Source organism: Actinoplanes hulinensis, assembly GCF_019429605.1.
Lineage (GTDB): Bacteria > Actinomycetota > Actinomycetes > Mycobacteriales > Micromonosporaceae > Actinoplanes > Actinoplanes campanulatus.
Window position 1 is genome coordinate 176,918 of the sequence record NZ_JAHXZI010000003.1, and the last position, 17,412, is coordinate 194,329.

Here is a 17,412-nt window from a genome sequence, read left to right on the forward strand (position 1 = left end):
ACGGCGTGGTCGACGGACAGACCCTGGATGATTCTCTGTGGAGGTTACGGCTACCGAACGTGCCCGGTTCAATTCACGCGGGTGTGAGATGCCACATTCGATGTGACCAGCCGATGTCGCCGGCCGTGACGGTCCGCAGACCGGCCGTTTCGAGGAGCGCGGTGACCTGCTCCGCGGTCCGCCGCCCGGTGCCGAACGCCGCCCGCAGCCGCAGGTCGTTCTCGATCTCCTCGACGTCGGTGTCGCCGTCCGGGCGGACGTCCTCGACCACCACGACGTCGGTCCCGGCCGGCAGCGCGCGGGCGAACTCGGCGAGCAGGTGGGCCGCGTCCGCGTCGGTCAGCCAGTCCAGGAAGTGCACCAGCAGATGGGTGGCGCCGTCGCGGACCACGACGGCCCCGGACGTGGGCACGAGCTCGACGTGGCCGGTGTGCTCCTTGTCGAGGATCCGGTCGCGGACCATGGTGAGCGCCGACGGCAGCGCGGACAGGCTCAGCCCGACGCCGGGGTGGGCGCGGGCGATCGCGTTGACGGCGGCCCCGGCCCCGTGCCCGGTGGCGGCGACCGCGCCCGCCCCGGCCCAGTCGTACGCCGACATGATCAGCGGCGCGATCCACAGTGCCAGGTCCTCGACCACGCCGCGGGCCTGCCCGCCCAGCCGCTCGTCGGTCTCGAAGACGAGGCGCAGCGACTCCGGCGCCCCGGCTGTGGCGAGTTTGAGCACGCCCAGGTCGAGGATCGCCTCGGCGTTCTCCAGGTGGTAGTCGTCGGCGTCCTCGGCGAGCTCCTCACCCAGCGCGGTGAGCACGTGCCGGCCGTCCGCGTCCACCGCGACCACGTCGAGGGCGGCCAGGTAGCGCAGGAGCGACTCGACGGCGCCGGGGTCGGCGCCGGTGCGCGCGGCGATCGCGGCCGCCGTGCCGTCCCCGGCGTCGACGGCGTCGATCACCCCGAGTGTGACGGCGACCCGGATGGCGAGGCCGGGCACGATCTCGGCGAGCTCGTGCAGCCGGTCGTGGGCGTCGTCCTCCGGCTGCTCCTCGATCGTCTCGTCGAGCGGCGCCTCGATGGAGGAGCGCTTCCAGTAGCCGGTGATCTCCACCTGCGAGGCCGGCAGCTCCCGCTCCACCCGCAGGTAGCGGCGCAGCGGCCGGACGGCGCCCGCCTCGCCGGCCACCCAGGCGAACACGACACCGTCCGGCCACGGCAGGGCCCGGACCGCCTCGTCCAGGGTGGGGGACCCGCCGGACAGCCAGGTGATCTCGGCGTCGGCGGCGGTCGGCAGCTCCTGGCGGCGGCTGTCGTCGGCGATCTCGATGAAGACGTGCGCGCGGGTGCCGGCCGGCATCTCGTGCAGCCAGCGGCGCAGCGCGGGAAGGGCGGTCTCGTCGCCGGCGGCCACGATGACGTCGGCGCCGGCCGGGTGGCTCAGCGACATCTTCGGGCCGGCCAGCCACACCGTGTCGCCGGGCTTCGCGTGCTCGGCCCAGGTCGCGGCCGGGCCACTGCCGTGCCGTACGAAATCGAAGTCGACCCCGTCCGTGGTGATCCCGTGCGGGGTGTAGTCCTTGGCGATGGGCCGCTCGCCGGCCGGCCAGTCCAGGCTGGCGATCTCCTGCCGGGGCAGGACCGGCCGGTCGGCGCCGGGCGCCGCGAAGAAGAACTTGACGTGGTCGTCGAAGCCCTCCGACGCCCATGCGGGAAGGTCCAGCCCGTTGGCGTGGAACGCGCCGAGTTGCGGGCCCCCGACGGTGATCCGGCGGGTTCCGGCGTTCACGTCGACCACCCGGAGGACGGTCAGCTCGCGCAGGACGATCGGGAACGTGACTCTGGTACGCATACTTCGGCTGGACACGGTAGGAGACTACGTGGCGGGCGGGAGGCCGTAGCATCTGCCGATGCGTTTGGGACGGATCATCCTTGCCGTGTGCGCCGCGGGTTCGCTGGCCGCCTGCCACAGCTCCGGCCCGCCACCGGTGGCGGCCTCCGCGGCGAGCGCCACAACCGGTCCGGTGGCCTCGCCGTCGGCTGCGGCGGCCCCGTCCGCGTCAAATCCGGTGCCCCCGAAGCCGAGTGCCAGCCCGAAGAACTTGCCGAAACCCGGCAACCCCGGTGGGAAGGCGACGGTCCCGGCCACCGCGCGGGCCGTCGACACCAGCCGGCCGGACCGGACGATCGGCGACGGCACCCCGGCGAGCTGCACCTCGGCCGCCGTGGTGAAGGCCGTCGCCGCCGGTGGCCTGATCACCTTCGACTGCGGCCCGCAGCCGGTCACGATCACCATGACCGGCACCGCGAAGGTGCGTAACGCCAAGGCCCGGGTGGTGCTCGACGGCGGCGGCCGGGTCACCCTGAGCGGTGGTGGCAAGCGCCGCATCCTGTACATGAACGTCTGTGACACGAGCCTCGGGCAGAGTCCGGCGAGCGGCCACTGCCACCTGAAGGCCACCCCGAAGCTGACCGTGCAGAACATCGTCCTCAAGAACGGCAACAGCACCGATCCGACCGACGAGACCGGCGGTGGGGGAGCGATCTTCGCCAACGGCGGCCAGCTCAAGGTGATCAACTCGCGGTTCACCGGCAACCGCTGCCACGGCACCGGCCCGGACCTCGGTGGCGCGGCGATCCGGGTGCGCCTGTCCGGGCAGACGGCGTACGTGGTGGGCAGCACCTTCACCGGCGGGGTCTGCTCCAACGGTGGCGCGCTGAGCAGCATCCAGGTCTCGTGGACGATCCTGAACAGCCACTTCTCCGGCAACTCGGCGATCGGCAACGGCGCGAACCCGGCCCGAGACGGCACCCCGGGCGGCGGCAGCGGCGGCGCGATCTACAACGACGGCAACACGTACCAGTTGAGGATCGACGGCACGGTGATCGAGAACAACAGGGCGAAGGAGGGTGGCGGGGCCATCTTCTACGTGAGCAACGACCGCACCGGCACCCTGTCGATCCGTGACTCGCGGCTGCGGCGCAACGTGAGTTCCGGGTTCGAGAGCGACGGGCTGCCCGGCATCTTCCACCTGGGGTCGGGGCAGCCGTCGCTGACCGGGTCGAAGCTCAGTTGACCAGCCGGTAGACGCGGGCCGCGGTGCCGCCGAGGATCTCGGCCCGCTGCGGTTCGGTCATCGGCGGCAGCGCCTCGCGCAGCGCGTCCAGCACGTCGCGGTAACCGGCCCGCAGCAGGCACACCGGCCAGTCCGAGCCGAACATCAGGCGATCCGGCCCGAACAGGTCGACGGCCGCCGCCACGAACGGGCTCAGCGCCGCCGCCGTCCACCCCGGGCCGGCCTCGGTGACCAGGCCGGACAGTTTGGCGGTCACGTTCGGGCAGCCGGCCAGTTCGGTGATCGGGCCCAGCCAGGCGCGCAGACCGGTGTCGCCCTCGTCGATCCGGGGCTTGCCGAGATGATCAAGGACGAAAATCAGCTCGGGTACGGCGTACGCCGCTCTAGCCGCGGCCGGAAGCTGCTCGGAGCGGATGATGAGGTCGAAGCTCAGCCCCGCGGCCGCGACAGCGGCCAGACCGTGCCGCACCTCCGGCCGGTCCAGATAGTCCGGGTCGGCCTCGCCCTGCACCTGCGCGCGCACCCCGGCGAGCAGCTCCCCGCCGGGCAGCCGCCGGTATGCGGCCAGGGTCGCCGCGACGTCCGGGGCGCCGATGTCGATCCAGGCCACCACGCGCGCGATCACCGGTGTGGTGGCCGCGTAGCCGAGGAACTCGGCCACCTCGTCGGGGTGGCAGCGGCCGCCCTCGACCAGCACGGTGGCGCCGACCCCGGCCGCGGCCGTCTCGGCGGTCAGGTCGGCCGGCAGGTAGGGGCGGCGCAGCCGGTCCAGTCCGGGTTCGTCCAGCCATCGGTAGCCGCGTTCGGGCTGCCACAGGTGGTGATGCGCGTCGATGATCATCGGACTCCAATGAATTGACGTCAGCAAATGAATACCCTACGTTGCGGGAATGCGACGACCCCGGCTCCTCGCGCTGTTCACCGCCACGGTCCTGCTCACCGCGGCCTGCGGCGACCCGGAGAACGAGAAGGGCCCCGCCGAAGCCGGCCCGGACAAGGTCGACGTCGGGGTGATCGCGATCCTCGACGTCGCCCCCATCTACCTGGGCAGGGACAAGGGATTCTTCACGGACAAGGGCATCGAGCTCAGCCTGACCACCGCGCAGGGCGGCGCCGCGATCGTGCCGGCCGTCCTCAGCGGCGAGTACCAGTTCGGGTTCAGCAACACCGTCTCGCTGCTGCTCGGCGCGGACCGGGGGCTGCCGGTCAAGGCGGTGGTCAACGGGGTCAACTCCACCGGCGTGGACGGTCAGGACTTCGCCGGGCTGTTCGTGAAGGCGGACAGCCCGATCAGGTCGCCCAAGGACCTCGCCGGCCGCACGGTCGCCGCCAACACCCTGAAGAACATCGTCGACACGACCGTACGATCGTCGGTCGCCGCGGACGGCGGCGACGCCTCGCAGGTCAAGTTCACCGAGCTCGCCTTCCCCGACCAGGTGCCGGCCCTGCAGGAGGGCCGGGTCGACGCGATCTTCGTGGTCGAGCCGTTCCAGCAGTCGGCCGTCGCGGCCGGCGCCCGCAAGATCGCCTCCAGTTACGTGGACGCCGCCCCCGACCTCACCGTCGCCATGTACTTCACCTCGCAGCAGCTGATCGCGAACGACCCGGACCTGGTGTCCCGGTTCACCGCCGCGATGAAGCAGTCGCTGGAGTACGCCGACGCCCACCCCGACGAGGTCCGGGACGTCCTCGGCAGCTACACGAAGATCGCGCCCGAGGTCCGGGCGAAGCTGGTCCTGCCGAAGTGGCCCGCCGAGGTCAACCGCGCCTCGGTGGAGACCCTCGCCGACCGGGCCGTCAGTGACGGCACCCTGCCGAAGAAGCCGGACCTGGCCGCACTGCTCCCGTGACGTCCGCCGGCCGGGTCACCCGCAGTTGCGGCTGGTTCGCTCCACCGAGTACTCCCGGTTGTCGCTGGTGATGCCGGACGGGGCGCCGTCGAAGTGGCTCTCCACCTTCGCCCCGGCCCGCAACTGCTCGTAGTGCAGGTGCGGCGCCCCGGACTTGCCGGTGCTGCCGACCGACCCGATCCGCTGGCCGGTCGTCACCCGGTCGCCGGGTTCGACCGTGGGCGGTTCGAGCAGGTGCAGGTAGACCGTCTCCCAGCGGCCGCCGTGGTCGATCTTCACCCAGTAGCCGGCGCCGGTGCCGTGCGGTCCCTTCGGGTTGTCCGGCGTACGCGAACCGAGGGTGCCGTTGAGCCCCGCCTCGGTGACCGTGCCGCCGAAGGAGGCCAGCACCGGCCGCCCCCACGCCTGCCCGCTGGTGGGGAAGAAGTCGATGTCGAAGTCGTCGTGCCCCGGGTAGGTGCCGAGCACCCACGTCTCCTCGCAGGTCACCGGCAGCTGGAACGCGGGCCGGGGCCCGGGTGGCCGCAGCCTCGGCAGCACGATGACGCCGGTCACCACGATCACCGCGGCCAGGCCGATGCCGAGCATCCAGGCGGTACGGTTCGGTCGGCCGGTCACCGACCGATCTTCGCAGACCACATCCACTGTGATCTCCGCCGCACAGCGAGCGCGGCGAAGGTCTGGAAAGGTCGGGGGTGACCGTTGACACCCTATTCACTACCAACGGAGTATGAATAGGGTCGCTTGAAGATCAACCAGGAGTGCCATGATCACATTCGAGGACGTCGTGAAGGTCTACCCCGGCGGGAGCACCGCCGTGGACCACCTCAGCCTCGAGCTGCCCACCGGTAAGCTGACCGCGCTGGTCGGCCCGTCGGGGTGCGGCAAGACCACGTCTCTCCGGATGATCAACCGCATGGTCACCCCCACCTCCGGCCGGATCCTGATCGACGGCGAGGACGTCGCGGAGCGTGACGAGGCGGCGCTGCGGCGCGGCATCGGCTACGTCATCCAGCACGCCGGGCTCTTCCCGCACCGCACCGTTCTGGACAACGTCGCCACCGTCCCGGTGCTGCTCGGCAAGACCCGCCGGGAGGCCCGCGCCGCCGCACTGGAACTGCTCGAACGGGTCGGGCTCAGCGCCGACTTCGCCAAGCGCTACCCGGCGCAGCTCTCCGGCGGCCAGCAGCAGCGCGTCGGTGTGGCCCGCGCGCTCGCCGCCGACCCTCCGATCATGCTGATGGACGAGCCGTTCAGTGCCGTCGACCCGGTGGTCCGCGAGCAGCTGCACCGCGAGTTCCTCCGCCTCCAGGAGGACCTGGGCAAGACCATCGCCCTCGTCACCCACGACATCGACGAGGCGATCAAGCTCGGTGACCGGGTCGCCGTGTTCCGGCAGGGTGGCCGTCTCGCCCAGGTCGGCACGCCCCGGGAGCTGCTGGCGGCGCCGGCCGACGACTTCGTGGCCGAGTTCGTCGGCCGCGACCGCGGACTGCGCGGCCTCTCCTTCGACAGCGCGGCCGGGCTGCCGGTCCGGCCGGTCGACGGCCTGCTCCTGGACGACGTGGGCCGCCCGGTCGGCTGGCCCGGAGACGACGGCCCACGCGACACCGGCGGCACCTTCACCAAGGACGACTCGCTGCGCGTCGTCGCCGACCTGGCGATCCGCTCCCCGGTCGGCATCGCGGTCCGGGTCGGCCCGGACGGCGCCGCCGACGGCCTGGTCAGCCACCACGACCTCGCCGACTACCTGGCCGGCCGGCGCTCATGATCGAGTACTTGCGGAACAACGCCGACACCGTCTGGCTGGCCCTCCAGGAGCACGTCTGGCTGGCTCTGCTGCCGGTGCTGTTCGGGTTCGTCATCGCACTGCCGATCGGTTACCTGGGCGTTCGCTTCCCCGTCCTCTACCACCCGCTGATCAACACCTGCGGCGTGCTCTACTCGATCCCGTCGCTGGCGCTGTTCGTCTTCCTGCCGGTCGTCCTCGGCACCAAGGTGCTGTCCCCGGTCAACGTCGTCGTGGCGCTCACCGTCTACACGGTCGCGCTGCTCGCGCGGACCGTGGCGGACGGCCTGCGCTCGGTCGACCCGGTCGTCGTGCAGGCGGCCACCGCGATGGGCTACCGCCGGGTGCGGCGCCTCACCGGGGTCGAGCTGCCGATGGCGCTGCCGGTCATCCTGGCCGGGCTGCGGGTCGCCACGGTGTCGAACATCAGCCTGGTCAGCGTCGGCGCCCTGATCGGCATCGGCGGGCTCGGCCAGCTGTTCACCCGCGGCTTCCAGCTGTTCTACATCGAGCCGATCCTGGTCGGCATCGTCCTGTCGGTGCTGCTCGCCGGGCTCGCCGACCTGATCATCGTGCTCGTGCAACGGGCCGTCACCCCGTGGACGCGTGCCCTGTGAACCTCTCCTACCTGCTCGACCCCGCGCACTGGGAACTCGGCGCTCCGTACAGCATCCCGACGCTGATCCTGGCCCACCTCGGCTACACGGTGCTCGCCCTGCTGATCGGCACGGTCGTGGCGCTTCCGGTCGGCCTCTACATCGGCCACACCGGCCGCGGCTCGTTCCTGGCCATCAACGCCGGCAACGCGGGCCGCTCGCTGCCCACCCTCGGCCTGCTGATGCTGCTGGTCACCCTGCTCGGGCTCGGCCTGCTGCCGGTGCTGATCGCGCTCACCGTGCTGGTCATCCCACCGATCCTGACCTCCACGTACGCCGGGATGCGCAGCCTCGACCACCGGGTCGTCGACGCGGCCCGCGGCATGGGCATGCGGTCCTGGCAGGTGCTCACCCGGGTCGAGCTGCCGATGGCGCTGCCGGTGCTGATGGGCGGCTTCCGCAGCGCCGCGCTCCAGGTCGTCGCCACCGCCACGGTGGCCGCCGCGGTGGGCCTGAGCGGGCTGGGCCGGTTGCTGATCGACGGCCTGGCCGTCAACGACTACTCCCGGGTGCTGGCCGGCGCCATCGTCGTCGCCGTCCTCGCCGTACTCGTGGATCTCCTCCTGGCGCTGGTTCAGCGCTGGATCGTCTCACCCGGATTGAAAGGCACCCACTAAATGAAGCGCATTGCCGCTGCTCTTGCCCTCACGCTCAGTCTCACCGCCTGCGGCGCCAACAGTGATCCGCTCGCCGAGGAGACCAAGGCGGGCTCCTCGGCGGTCACCGTCGGCTCGGCCAACTTCGCCGAGTCCGAGCTGCTCGGCGAGATCTACTCGCAGGCCCTGGAGGCCAAGGGCGTCACGGTCACCCGCAAGTTCAACATCGGCGCCCGTGAGGCCTACCTCAAGGCGCTCCAGGACGGTTCGATCTCGCTGCTGCCGGAGTACAACGGCGCCCTGCTCGCCGCCCTCACCCCGGGCGGCGCCCCGGAGGGTGTCAGCAGCTCGGAGGACGTGCTGGCGGCCCTCAAGAAGGTGCTGCCGGCCGGCACCGAGGTGCTGGAGCAGTCGGCCGCCCAGGACAAGGACACCCTGACGGTCACCGCGGAGACCGCCACCAAGAACAACCTCAAGACGATCGAGGACCTGAAGGCCGTCGCCGGTCAGCTCGTGGTCGGCGCCGGCCCGGAGTTCGCCGAGCGGCACCAGGGCCTCAAGGGCCTCGAGACGGTGTACGGCCTGAAGTTCAAGGAGTTCAAGCCGCTCGACGCCGGCGGCCCGCTGACCGTCACCGCGCTCAAGGACGGCGACATCGACGTGGCGAACATCTTCTCCACCGACTCGTCGATCGTCACCAACAAGTTCGTCGTGCTGGAGGACCCGAAGAACCTCTACCTGGCGCAGAACGTCCTCCCGCTGATCCGCACCGAGGCGAACAACGCGACCGTCAGCGGTGCGCTCAACGCGGTGTCGGCGAAGCTGACCACCGAGAACCTCACCTCGTACCTGGCTCAGGTTCAGGTGGACAAGAAGGACATCAAGGCGGTGGCCAAGGCGTTCCTGACCGAGAACGGTCTCGCCTGACACACTCCGTGAAGAACGCCGCCCGGTAACGGGCGGCGTTCTTCCTGTTTCCGGCACATGTCTTGACGAGTGAACTCGCCGGTATCTATGTTTGCCGCAAAGATTTGCAGAAAGTTTCAAGCCTGTTGCAGTAAGGACTTGCATACCCGTCCCGACCATCCCCAGGAGCCCGATGTGGACACTCCCCGCAGGCGGCGACGCCTGACCCGCATCCTCGCCGCCACCACCCTCGTCCTCGGCATTGGCGGCTTCGGCGTCGCGCAGATCTCCACCGGCGGCGACGCCTTCGCCGCCCCGCCCGGGCAGAAGGACGTCACCGCGGTCATGTTCGAGTGGTCCTTCGCCTCGATCGCCCGCGAGTGCACCAACACCCTGGGCCGGCTCGGCTACGGATACGTGCAGGTCTCCCCGCCGATGGAGCACATCCAGGGCAGCCAGTGGTGGACGTCCTACCAGCCGGTGTCCTACCGGATCGCCGGGCGCCTCGGTGACCGTGCCGCCTTCGCGAACATGGTGAACACCTGCCACGCGGCCGGTGTGAAGGTCATCGCCGACACCGTCATCAACCACATGTCCGCGGGCTCCGGCACCGGCACCGGCGGCAGCTCGTACACCAAGTACAACTACCCCGGGATCTACTCCGACGCCGACTTCCACTCCTGCCGCACCGCGATCAGCGACTACACCAACCGCGGCAACGTCCAGGATTGTGAACTGGTCAACCTTTCCGACCTGAACACCGGCAGCGACTACGTCCGCGGCAAGATCGCCGGCTACATGAACGACCTGGCCTCGCTCGGCGTCGACGGCTTCCGGATCGACGCGGCCAAGCACATGTCCGCGGCTGATCTGGCCGGCATCAGGTCGAAGCTCACCAACACCGGCGCCTACTGGAAGCAGGAGGTCATCTTCGGCTCCGGCGAGGCCGTCCAGCCGACCGAGTACACCGGCAACGGCGACGTGCAGGAGTTCCGGTTCGCCCGCGACCTCAAGCGGGTGTTCCTCAACGAGAACCTCGCCTACCTGTCCAACTTCGGTACGGCGTGGGGCTACCTGCCCAGCGACCGGGCGTCCGTGTTCGTCGACAACCACGACACCGAGCGCGTCGGCGACACCCTCAACTACAAGAACGGGTCGGCGTACACGCTCGCCCAGGTCTTCACGCTGGCCTGGCCGTACGGCGCCCCCGACATCAACTCCGGCTACGAGTTCAGCAACCACGACGCCGGCCCGCCGAACAACGGCGCCGTGAACGCCTGCTACAGCGACGGCTGGAAGTGCCAGCACGCCTGGCGCCAGATCGGCAACATGGTCGGCTTCCGCAACGCGGTCCGCGGCACGGCGGTCACCAACTGGTGGTCCAACGGCGCCGACCAGATCGCTTTCGGGCGAGGCAACAAGGGCTACGTGGCGATCAACCACGAGGGCAGCAGCCTGACCCGCACCTTCCAGACCTCGCTGCCGGCCGGCACCTACTGCGACGTCCAGCACGGCGACCCGACCGGCAACGGCGGCTGCACCGGCACCACGTACACGGTCAGCTCCTCCGGCCAGTTCACCGCCACGATCGCCGCCGGTGACGCGGTCGCCCTCTACGCCGGCGCCAGCGGGGTCACCCCGACCACCTCCGCCACGCCCACGCCGACCAGCACCGCCGCCGCCGGCGCGACCTTCGGTGTCACCGCGACCACCACCCTCGGCCAGAACATCTTCGTGGTCGGCAACCAGTCCGCCCTCGGCAACTGGGCGCCGGCCGGCGCGGTGGCCCTGTCGGCCGCGACCTACCCGATCTGGCGCGGCACGGTCTCGCTACCGGCCGGCACCAGCTTCGAGTACAAGTACCTCCGCAAGAACACCGACGGCAGTGTCACCTGGGAGTCCGGCGCCAACCGCACCGCGACCGTCCCGGCCAGCGGTCAGGTCACCCTCAGCGACACCTGGCGCTGACGCCACTCACCCCCAGCGACCCGGTCACCCTGCTCAGCACCCAGGGTGACCGGGTTTCTCCGGTACGGACGTGCAGGCGCGCAGCGGGTCGGTGGGCACGACCCCCGCCGCCTCGAAACGGTCCTCCAGCGCCTCCAGCCCGTCCCGGAGCGCCAGCTCCTTCTCTGCCCGGGTGATCGGGAGCAGCCACAGCACCCGCGCCTGCCCGCCCGGAACGGCGCACTCCTCCAGCCGCGGCCCCCACGGATAGGGCAGGCTGACCAGCAGGTGATCACACGCCGACCCGGGCAGCCAGCCCCGCCCGATCCCGACGGTGTGCCCGTGGCCGAGCCGGTAGCCGCCACCGCTGGCCTGGTAGTAGGCGACCATGGTCAGCAGTTCGACATGCGGTTCGTCATCGGCTTCCGGCGCGTGCAGCAGGAACTCGAGCGCGTGCCCGTCCCGCTGGGTGGCGTCCCACAGCCCCACCGTGGCGTAGATCCGCCCACCCTGCGACGGCGTCCAGCTCAGGATGCGCAGCCCCGGCACCAGCTCGCGAACCGGCCCCGGCGCGGGCCCCAGCACCGCGATCGGGCTCCCCGTGAAGAGCCCCGCGTAGTGCTCCCTGACCGACCGTGCCGCCGGCGAAAGATCATGATCCACCCAGCCAGTGTGCCAGCACCTCATCGTGTCCGGCCGGCCGTGAGCGCTGTCTCGAAGCGTCTGAGACAACTCCCAGAGCCAGCCGCTGCTGGACTCACCCCAGGACGTTCCGCAGGCGGGCGTAGGCGACCACGTTGTCGACGTAGTGGCCGGTGCGCCGGTCGAAGTCGCCGCCGCAGGTGATCAGCCGCAGTCCGGCGTGGTCGATCGGGCCGTACACCTCGCCGGACGGGAAACGGCTCTTGGGATAGGTGGCGACACGGGTCACCGCGAAGACCGCCGTGCGCCCGTCCCGGCGCGTGATCCGGACCTCGTCGCCGGGCCGCAGGGTGGACAGCTCGGCGAAGGTTCCGGAGACGCCACGGTAGTCGACGTGCCCGGCCAGGACCGCGGGGCCGAGCGATCCGGGTGCCGGCGCCCCGGTGAACCAGCCGACCGTCGTCGCGCCGGTGGGCACCTCCATGGTGCCGTCCGTCCGCAGGCCGAGCCCCACGACCGGCGCCGACACGTCCAGCGCCGGAATCGCCACCCGCTCCGGCGGAGACGCAGGCAACAGGTTCCCGCTGGTCAGCGCCTCGGCCCCGGCCGGGCCGGGCGGCGTCACCGGGTTCCGGGAAGGCGTCTCGCCCGTGGGCTCGGCCAGGTCGGCCGGCGTCACCGCGCCCGCCGGGTTCGGAGGCGGCGTGCCGCCCGCGCGCCCGGCCACGACCACGGCCGTCCCGCCGACGGCCAGGACCGCGGCGGCTGTCAGCAGCGCCGGCCACCGGCGTCTCATCGCCGGGAGCGGGGGAGGACGAGGGAACGCCGCCGGGTGAACAGCAGCAGCGCGACCGCCGCGACCAGGGCGAAGCCGCCGGGGAGCGACCACGGCGCCGGGCCGGGGCGGGTGCTGCCGTCGCCGGTCTCGACACCGCCCACCGGGACCGAGCCGGCCGCCGCGCCGGTCACCATGCCACAGGTGGCCGGGTTGGTCGCCTCCTGCGGGATGCCGCTCAGACCCGACGAGCGGGCCATCGTCGACTCGCCGAGCGCGCCCACGTCGTACGTCCCGTTGCCGTTGGTGTCGATGCCGTGCTGGACCACGTGCAGGTCCTTGAGATGTTCGACGGTGCCGGGCGGCAGGTCGGCGGCCGGGATGACGCGGTCGTAGACGACCACACCGGCGGCGGACGCCCGGGGCATCCGGTCGACGGCCAGGCCGTCGGCCCGGGACACGTCGCCCCGGGTGGTGAGAGAGACGAAGATGTCGCCGTAGGACGGCATGCCCTCCTCGGTGCTCACGTACCCGTCGCCATCGGTGTCGGCGGACTCCGGCGGACAGTGGAAGTCCATGCCGTCGGTGGATCCGTGCAGGTGCTGGGCGTGCGGCGCGGACGGCACCAGCCCGGTGGACCGGATCCGCACCCGCAGGTCCCCGCCGGGCAGCGCGGTCAGCACGGCCGTCCCGCGCGCGCCGGACCGGTTGAGCTCGGTGAGTTCGACGTGCACGCTCTCGTCGGCCAGCGCCGGCGACGGGGTCACCGCGAGAGCGACGGCCACGAACGGTACGACCCACAGCAGTCTCATGACATCCCCTCGAAGAATTCGACCATCCGCCTCTGCTGGCCTGTCGTCGCCGCCCAGTCGGGGTCGGCGACCGTCCACCGCAGCAGGTACGACCGGGAGCCGGCCGCGACCAGCACCCGCCGCTCGTGGCGGACCGTCTGCGAGTCCGGCCGCCACGTGTACTCCCAATCCGCCCCGCCGTCTTTCAGCAGCAGGACGCCCATGCTGATCCGCTGATAGCCGGGCAGGGCGCCCCGGGCCAGCGACGCCTTCTCCCGGCCCTGCCAGTAGGCGAGCGGCTGCCGGGTGACGACCGGTGACACGTTCACCCGCAACGCCCGCCGCCCGCCGGGATCGCTGAAGCACACCTCGTTGCCGTCCATCGAACGCCGCCACCCGGGCGGCACCGCCAGCGCGAACCCGGACGGCTCCCGCGTCCACACCCACCCGTCCGGCAGCCCGGCCGGAACCCGGTCGCCGGCGGCCGTGACCGGTTGCGGAGTGGTGCCGCCGCAGGCGTCCTGTGCATAGGACATGAGCGCGGTGAAAGAAGAGGGCGCCGGTGCCGGTGCCGGCACTGACCGGTGCGGGGCCAGCACCACCCCGGCGGCTCCGGCCAGCGGCAGCAGGAGAAGGGCGACGGCGACCCGGCGACGCCGGGACCTCGGGCGCAGCACGGCCCGCAGCCGTGTCTCCACCTCGTCGGTCGTGGGGCGGTCCGCCGGATCCTTCGCCAGCAGGGCCAGCAGGAGCCCGGCCAGGGGACCGGACCGTACCGGCCGGTGCGGCGGATCGCTCAGCAGCGCCCGCAACGCCGTCCCGCCGTCGTCCCGGGCGAACGGCGCCCGCCCCTCGACCGCCGAGTACAGGGTGGCGCCGAGCGACCACAGGTCCCCGGGAACGCCCGCCTCCCGCTCCAGCAGCCGCTCCGGCGCGATGTAGCTGGGCGAGCCGAGCCGCGGATCCGGGCCGTCGTCGCCGCCACTGTCCAGCAAGGCCAGACCGAAGTCGGTCAGCACCACCCGGCCGTCCGCGGCGAGCAGCACGTTGTCCGGTTTCACGTCCCGGTGCAGCACCCCGGCGGCGTGCGCGGCCCGCAGCGCGGTCAGCATGCCGAGGCCGATCCGGGCCGCCTCGCGGGGCGCCAGCGGGCCGTCGTCGCGGACCACCTGGTGCAGCGAGCGGGACGGCACGTACTCCATGACGATCCAGGAGGGGCCCACGTCGTACACCTTGACGACGCCCGGATGGTCGAGTCGCGCCGCGGCCCGAGCCTCCCGCACCGCCTGCGCGGCGAGCCGCGGGCTGGACGGCGTCACGATCTCCTTGACCGCGACCGTACGCCGCAGCAGCGTGTCCTCGGCCCGCCACACCCGGCCCATGCCGCCCGTGCCGATCAACTCCAGCAGCCGGTACCGGCCGTCCAGGTCCCCGTCCATCTCCCCACCCCGATTCCTCGGCTGGAAGGGGTTCGGACCGCCGGAGCCGGCGGATGGGCGGGAATCAGGTCAGGTTCACGACCGCGTCCAGCGGTGTGGTCGGTGTCGCCGAGCCGGGCGCCGGCTCCACGGTGACGCCCACATCGGACGCCCCGGGCATGCCGTCGACCACCTGCACCGCCGTGGACTGGCCCTCGCCGAGAGCGCCCGCCGACGCGGGTGCGCCGCCCCGGATCGTCCACAGCTGGTAGACCTTCCCCGGATCGGGGGCGCCGTCGGCGGCCAGCATGATCACTCCGGCGTTCCGTAGTTGCGAGCTGGCCACCGTGACCCGGCCGCCGCTGTTCAGCCGTTCGGCGTGCACCTGGACGTCCGGGGCGGACAGGATCGACCGGACCCGGGCCTCCCGCTGCTCGGCGAGAGCGGCGACCTGGCGCGCGTCCCGTACCCGCTGATCCTGAATGGCGTAGACGGCCGCGCCCACCCCGGCCGCCGCGACCACGACGGCGGCCGCGGCCACCAGCCGCAACCGGCCCGGCGACCGGCGCCGCACCGGGGGAGACGCCGGAGGCGCGAGCTGGCGGGTGCCGGCGATCTCGGCCAGCACGTTCTCCCGCAGCCGGGGCGGCGGCGCCGACCATGCCCCGTCGGCCAACCGGGCGGCGACCTCCCGCAGTTCGTCGGTCTCCATCCGGCAGACCTCGCACTCCCGAAGATGCCGGTCGAAGGCGGCCCGCTCGATGTCGTCGACCGCGTCCAGCACATAGGCCCCGAGCAGGGCGTGCACGTCAGGGCTCATGCCGCCGCCCCCGCGGAGAGGCAGTCGCGAAGGCGGATCAGGCCGTCGCGCATCCGGCTCTTCACCGTCGGCAACGGCACCCGCAGCAGCTCGGACACCTGCGGATACGAATGTCCCTGGTAGAACGCGAGGGTGACGGCCTCCCGCTGCACCTCGGTCAGCACGTCCAGACAGTGCCGCACCTGCTGGCGTTCCAGCCGTCCGGTGACCTCGTCGGACACCTCGTCATAGGGCGTGCCGATCGACGCCACACCGACCTTCACCGTCCGCTCGGCCGCCGCCTGCTCGGCACGCACCCGGTCGACTGCCCGCCGGTGCGCGATCGTGAACACCCACGAGGTCGCCGACCCACGCTCCGGATCGAACCGGGACGCCGTCCGCCACACCTCGACCAGCACCTCCTGCGCGACCTCCTCGGCCTGCGCCGGATCCCGCAACACCCGTCGGACCAGCCCGTAGACACGCGGCGCCACCAGGTCGTACAGCCTGCCGAACGCCTTCTCGTCGCCTCGCGCCACCGCCGCCAGCAACACCTCGGCGCCGGGCGCCGTCCCCGGTCCGGGCACCGGAGTCAGATACTCCGGCCGCCCGCCGATGTCGCGCTTCGCCATGTCTCTCCGCTTCTCGCAGACCGACTCTTCCCAAGCCATTCGCAGCGGTCACCCTCACGGATGGGTGAGATCCTCCCCGATTTTGTACGCTCACCGCCGCGACCTCCGTGCCATACCGGCCCGCGACGCGACCTCACGCGCCACTGCCCGATCACCCCGGGCGCGGCGAACACGAGCCCCGCCGAGCGGGTCGCCTCCGGCCGTGGCCCACAGCATCTCGGGTGGGTGAGACCGGCTGCCGGCATGCGCGGGTCAGCCCGGTGTCGACCCCGTCATATGGCCTCGAGGTCACTCATCGTGACTGGCGCGGTGAGGGTGTGGTGGATCCGGGTTGTGCCCGAGTCTTCCTCTTGGACGTTTGCGGTTCCAGGTCAAGCGCCCGGTCGGGCGAACCGCCAAATGGGGGCGCCGTCCGCCGTGCTACGCGGAAATGGGCCTTTCGCCGGAAACAGGCGCCCGTTTCGCCCGCTTTGCATGCCGACGTTGTGCGATCTTGAACGATTTGTCACCCGAGCCGGTGGTAAATCGACCAAGATCGCTCTGGGCGACGCCTCCTGCTGGCGAGGGTGGGGTGGATCGCCGGGAGCGGTGGCAGCAGCGGGCGGGCGCCGCGAGACCGTGCAGGACGGCCGTGAGCCGCCCGCTCGGCGGTCGGCTGCACGGGCCCGGTTCGCCTTCTCCGGCGCCCACCAGGTCGCCTGGTCCTCGATCGGGACGTCGATGGTCGAGGCGCGGAAGAACGGCGCGATGACGGTCAGTACCAGTCGTCGGATCTCCAGGAGGGGGCGGCCTCGGTGGCCAGGCGGTTCCACTCGGGTGTGCCGCCGCGCAGGGGCCGGCCCTCGGTGTGGCCGTCCTCGGCGGGCGCGAGGACCAGTGTCACCGGCGACAGGGCCTCCGCTCGGGCGGCGGCCAGGCGACTGTGGCCGTCGAGAAGGAGGCAACCGTCCAGGTTGCTCGCCCACCACAACAGCAGCGGGGGCAGCAGACCGTCGCGGGCCAGTTTGCGGTAGGCCTTCACCCGGCCGTCCTCAGCAGACGGCAGCGGGCGCAGCGGGACCACGCCGTTCCAGCCGTCGCCCCAGTCGAGTTCGGCGCTGGGCCAGTCCAGCACCAGGTCTGTGGTCAGGCTGTAGCCCGGCAGGTTGCGGATGCCGGGAAGGCGGGGCCAACCGGCGCTGAACCGGTGGGCCCAGGAAACGGCCGTGGTGATGCGGCGGGCCTCGTCGGCCCGGACCGGCGTCACCGGGGAGCGGAACCCACCGGTTCGGTGCAGCCGGACGCCGTACCGGTCCGGATGCCTCCGGGCGAGCAGGACCGGCTGCCCCTGCTGGCGCAGGAGCATGCGGTCGGCGCCCGCCAACTCCCACCACACACCCGGCACACTCACGCCGGAGATCCTGCCGCATCCGGGGCGAGGGCGGCGACCGGGTTCGGGGCGGGGGTGGTGGTCGGGTTCGGGTGCCATGGGGTGAGTGAGGGTGACCACCGATCTGAGCCCGGCGCGGGCCTCGCGGGCCGGACCCGGCAGATGGTCGCCGTCTGC

Annotated in this window: 18 protein-coding genes; 7 read left to right on the top strand and 11 right to left on the bottom strand. The window is 71.8% G+C overall.

The window, feature by feature from the left end; translation table 11 throughout:
* Positions 1-73: 73 nt before the first annotated feature.
* Both KZ829_RS07135 and KZ829_RS44425 read right to left on the bottom strand, forming a co-directional pair.
* Positions 74-1,840 carry a siderophore-interacting protein gene (locus KZ829_RS07135; RefSeq protein ID WP_220143047.1) on the bottom strand — a complete coding sequence of 589 codons (1,767 nt, stop codon included), beginning with the start codon at positions 1,838-1,840 and terminating at the stop codon, positions 74-76.
* Between the two features lie 24 nt (positions 1,841-1,864).
* Entirely contained in the window at positions 1,865-2,284 is a 420-nt protein-coding gene (locus KZ829_RS44425) for a hypothetical protein (protein WP_308285369.1), read from the bottom strand.
* Between KZ829_RS44425 and KZ829_RS07140 the strand changes: the two genes are divergently transcribed.
* A complete protein-coding gene (locus KZ829_RS07140; RefSeq protein WP_308285370.1) occupies positions 2,283-3,065 on the top strand; it encodes a hypothetical protein in 783 nt (260 codons plus the stop codon). The genes KZ829_RS44425 and KZ829_RS07140 overlap by 2 nt on opposite strands.
* Here the strand turns inward: KZ829_RS07140 and KZ829_RS07145 are convergent.
* The gene (locus KZ829_RS07145) at positions 3,058-3,906 is read right to left on the bottom strand and encodes an amidohydrolase family protein (RefSeq protein WP_220143048.1); all 849 of its coding nucleotides are present in this window, start codon (positions 3,904-3,906) and stop codon (positions 3,058-3,060) included. The genes KZ829_RS07140 and KZ829_RS07145 overlap by 8 nt on opposite strands.
* A 49-nt stretch (positions 3,907-3,955) precedes the next feature.
* Here KZ829_RS07145 and KZ829_RS07150 point away from each other — a divergent pair, with 49 nt between their 5' ends.
* A complete protein-coding gene (locus KZ829_RS07150; RefSeq protein WP_220143049.1) occupies positions 3,956-4,915 on the top strand; it encodes an ABC transporter substrate-binding protein in 960 nt (319 codons plus the stop codon).
* Positions 4,916-4,930: 15 nt separating this feature from the next.
* Here the strand turns inward: KZ829_RS07150 and KZ829_RS07155 are convergent, their stop codons facing one another.
* A complete protein-coding gene (locus KZ829_RS07155) occupies positions 4,931-5,533 on the bottom strand; it encodes a M23 family metallopeptidase (RefSeq protein WP_372453842.1) in 603 nt (200 codons plus the stop codon).
* Positions 5,534-5,681: 148 nt separating this feature from the next.
* Between KZ829_RS07155 and KZ829_RS07160 the strand changes: the two genes are divergently transcribed.
* The 5 genes from KZ829_RS07160 to KZ829_RS07180 all read left to right on the top strand — a co-directional run bounded on the left by KZ829_RS07160 (position 5,682) and on the right by KZ829_RS07180 (position 10,830).
* Positions 5,682-6,686, top strand: coding sequence for an ABC transporter ATP-binding protein (locus KZ829_RS07160; protein ID WP_220143050.1), 1,005 nt, complete (start codon positions 5,682-5,684; stop codon positions 6,684-6,686).
* A gap of 8 nt (positions 6,687-6,694) precedes the next feature.
* Positions 6,695-7,321, top strand: coding sequence for an ABC transporter permease (locus KZ829_RS07165; RefSeq protein WP_246635218.1), 627 nt, complete (start codon positions 6,695-6,697; stop codon positions 7,319-7,321).
* Positions 7,318-7,977, top strand: coding sequence for an ABC transporter permease (locus KZ829_RS07170; protein ID WP_220143052.1), 660 nt, complete (start codon positions 7,318-7,320; stop codon positions 7,975-7,977). Before KZ829_RS07165 ends, KZ829_RS07170 begins: the two co-directional genes overlap by 4 nt.
* Complete coding sequence (locus tag KZ829_RS07175) at positions 7,978-8,883, top strand: ABC transporter substrate-binding protein (protein ID WP_220143053.1); 906 nt, start codon at positions 7,978-7,980, stop codon at positions 8,881-8,883.
* 174 nt (positions 8,884-9,057) lie between these two features.
* Positions 9,058-10,830, top strand: a complete 1,773-nt coding sequence (locus KZ829_RS07180; RefSeq protein ID WP_308285371.1) for a carbohydrate-binding module family 20 domain-containing protein — start codon at positions 9,058-9,060, stop codon at positions 10,828-10,830.
* 33 nt (positions 10,831-10,863) lie between these two features.
* Here KZ829_RS07180 and KZ829_RS07185 read toward each other — a convergent pair whose 3' ends face one another.
* The 7 genes from KZ829_RS07185 to KZ829_RS07215 all read right to left on the bottom strand — a co-directional run bounded on the left by KZ829_RS07185 (position 10,864) and on the right by KZ829_RS07215 (position 17,256).
* On the bottom strand, positions 10,864-11,472 hold the full coding sequence (locus KZ829_RS07185; RefSeq protein WP_220143054.1) for a suppressor of fused domain protein: 609 nt from the start codon (positions 11,470-11,472) through the stop codon (positions 10,864-10,866).
* Positions 11,473-11,566: 94 nt separating this feature from the next.
* Positions 11,567-12,247 carry a class F sortase gene (locus KZ829_RS07190; protein ID WP_220143055.1) on the bottom strand — a complete coding sequence of 227 codons (681 nt, stop codon included), beginning with the start codon at positions 12,245-12,247 and terminating at the stop codon, positions 11,567-11,569.
* Complete coding sequence (locus KZ829_RS07195; RefSeq protein WP_220143056.1) at positions 12,244-13,038, bottom strand: GVDTG sorting domain-containing protein; 795 nt, start codon at positions 13,036-13,038, stop codon at positions 12,244-12,246. Before KZ829_RS07195 ends, KZ829_RS07190 begins: the two co-directional genes overlap by 4 nt.
* Entirely contained in the window at positions 13,035-14,456 is a 1,422-nt protein-coding gene (locus KZ829_RS07200; RefSeq protein WP_220143057.1) for a serine/threonine-protein kinase, read from the bottom strand. Before KZ829_RS07200 ends, KZ829_RS07195 begins: the two co-directional genes overlap by 4 nt.
* 64 nt (positions 14,457-14,520) lie before the next feature.
* Positions 14,521-15,255: an anti-sigma factor gene (locus KZ829_RS07205; protein WP_220143058.1), complete on the bottom strand. Its 735-nt coding sequence runs from the start codon at positions 15,253-15,255 to the stop codon at positions 14,521-14,523.
* Positions 15,252-15,866: a sigma-70 family RNA polymerase sigma factor gene (locus KZ829_RS07210; protein ID WP_220143059.1), complete on the bottom strand. Its 615-nt coding sequence runs from the start codon at positions 15,864-15,866 to the stop codon at positions 15,252-15,254. The genes KZ829_RS07205 and KZ829_RS07210 overlap by 4 nt, the downstream gene beginning before the upstream one ends.
* A 754-nt stretch (positions 15,867-16,620) precedes the next feature.
* Complete coding sequence (locus tag KZ829_RS07215; protein WP_220143060.1) at positions 16,621-17,256, bottom strand: hypothetical protein; 636 nt, start codon at positions 17,254-17,256, stop codon at positions 16,621-16,623.
* Positions 17,257-17,412: the final 156 nt, after the last annotated feature.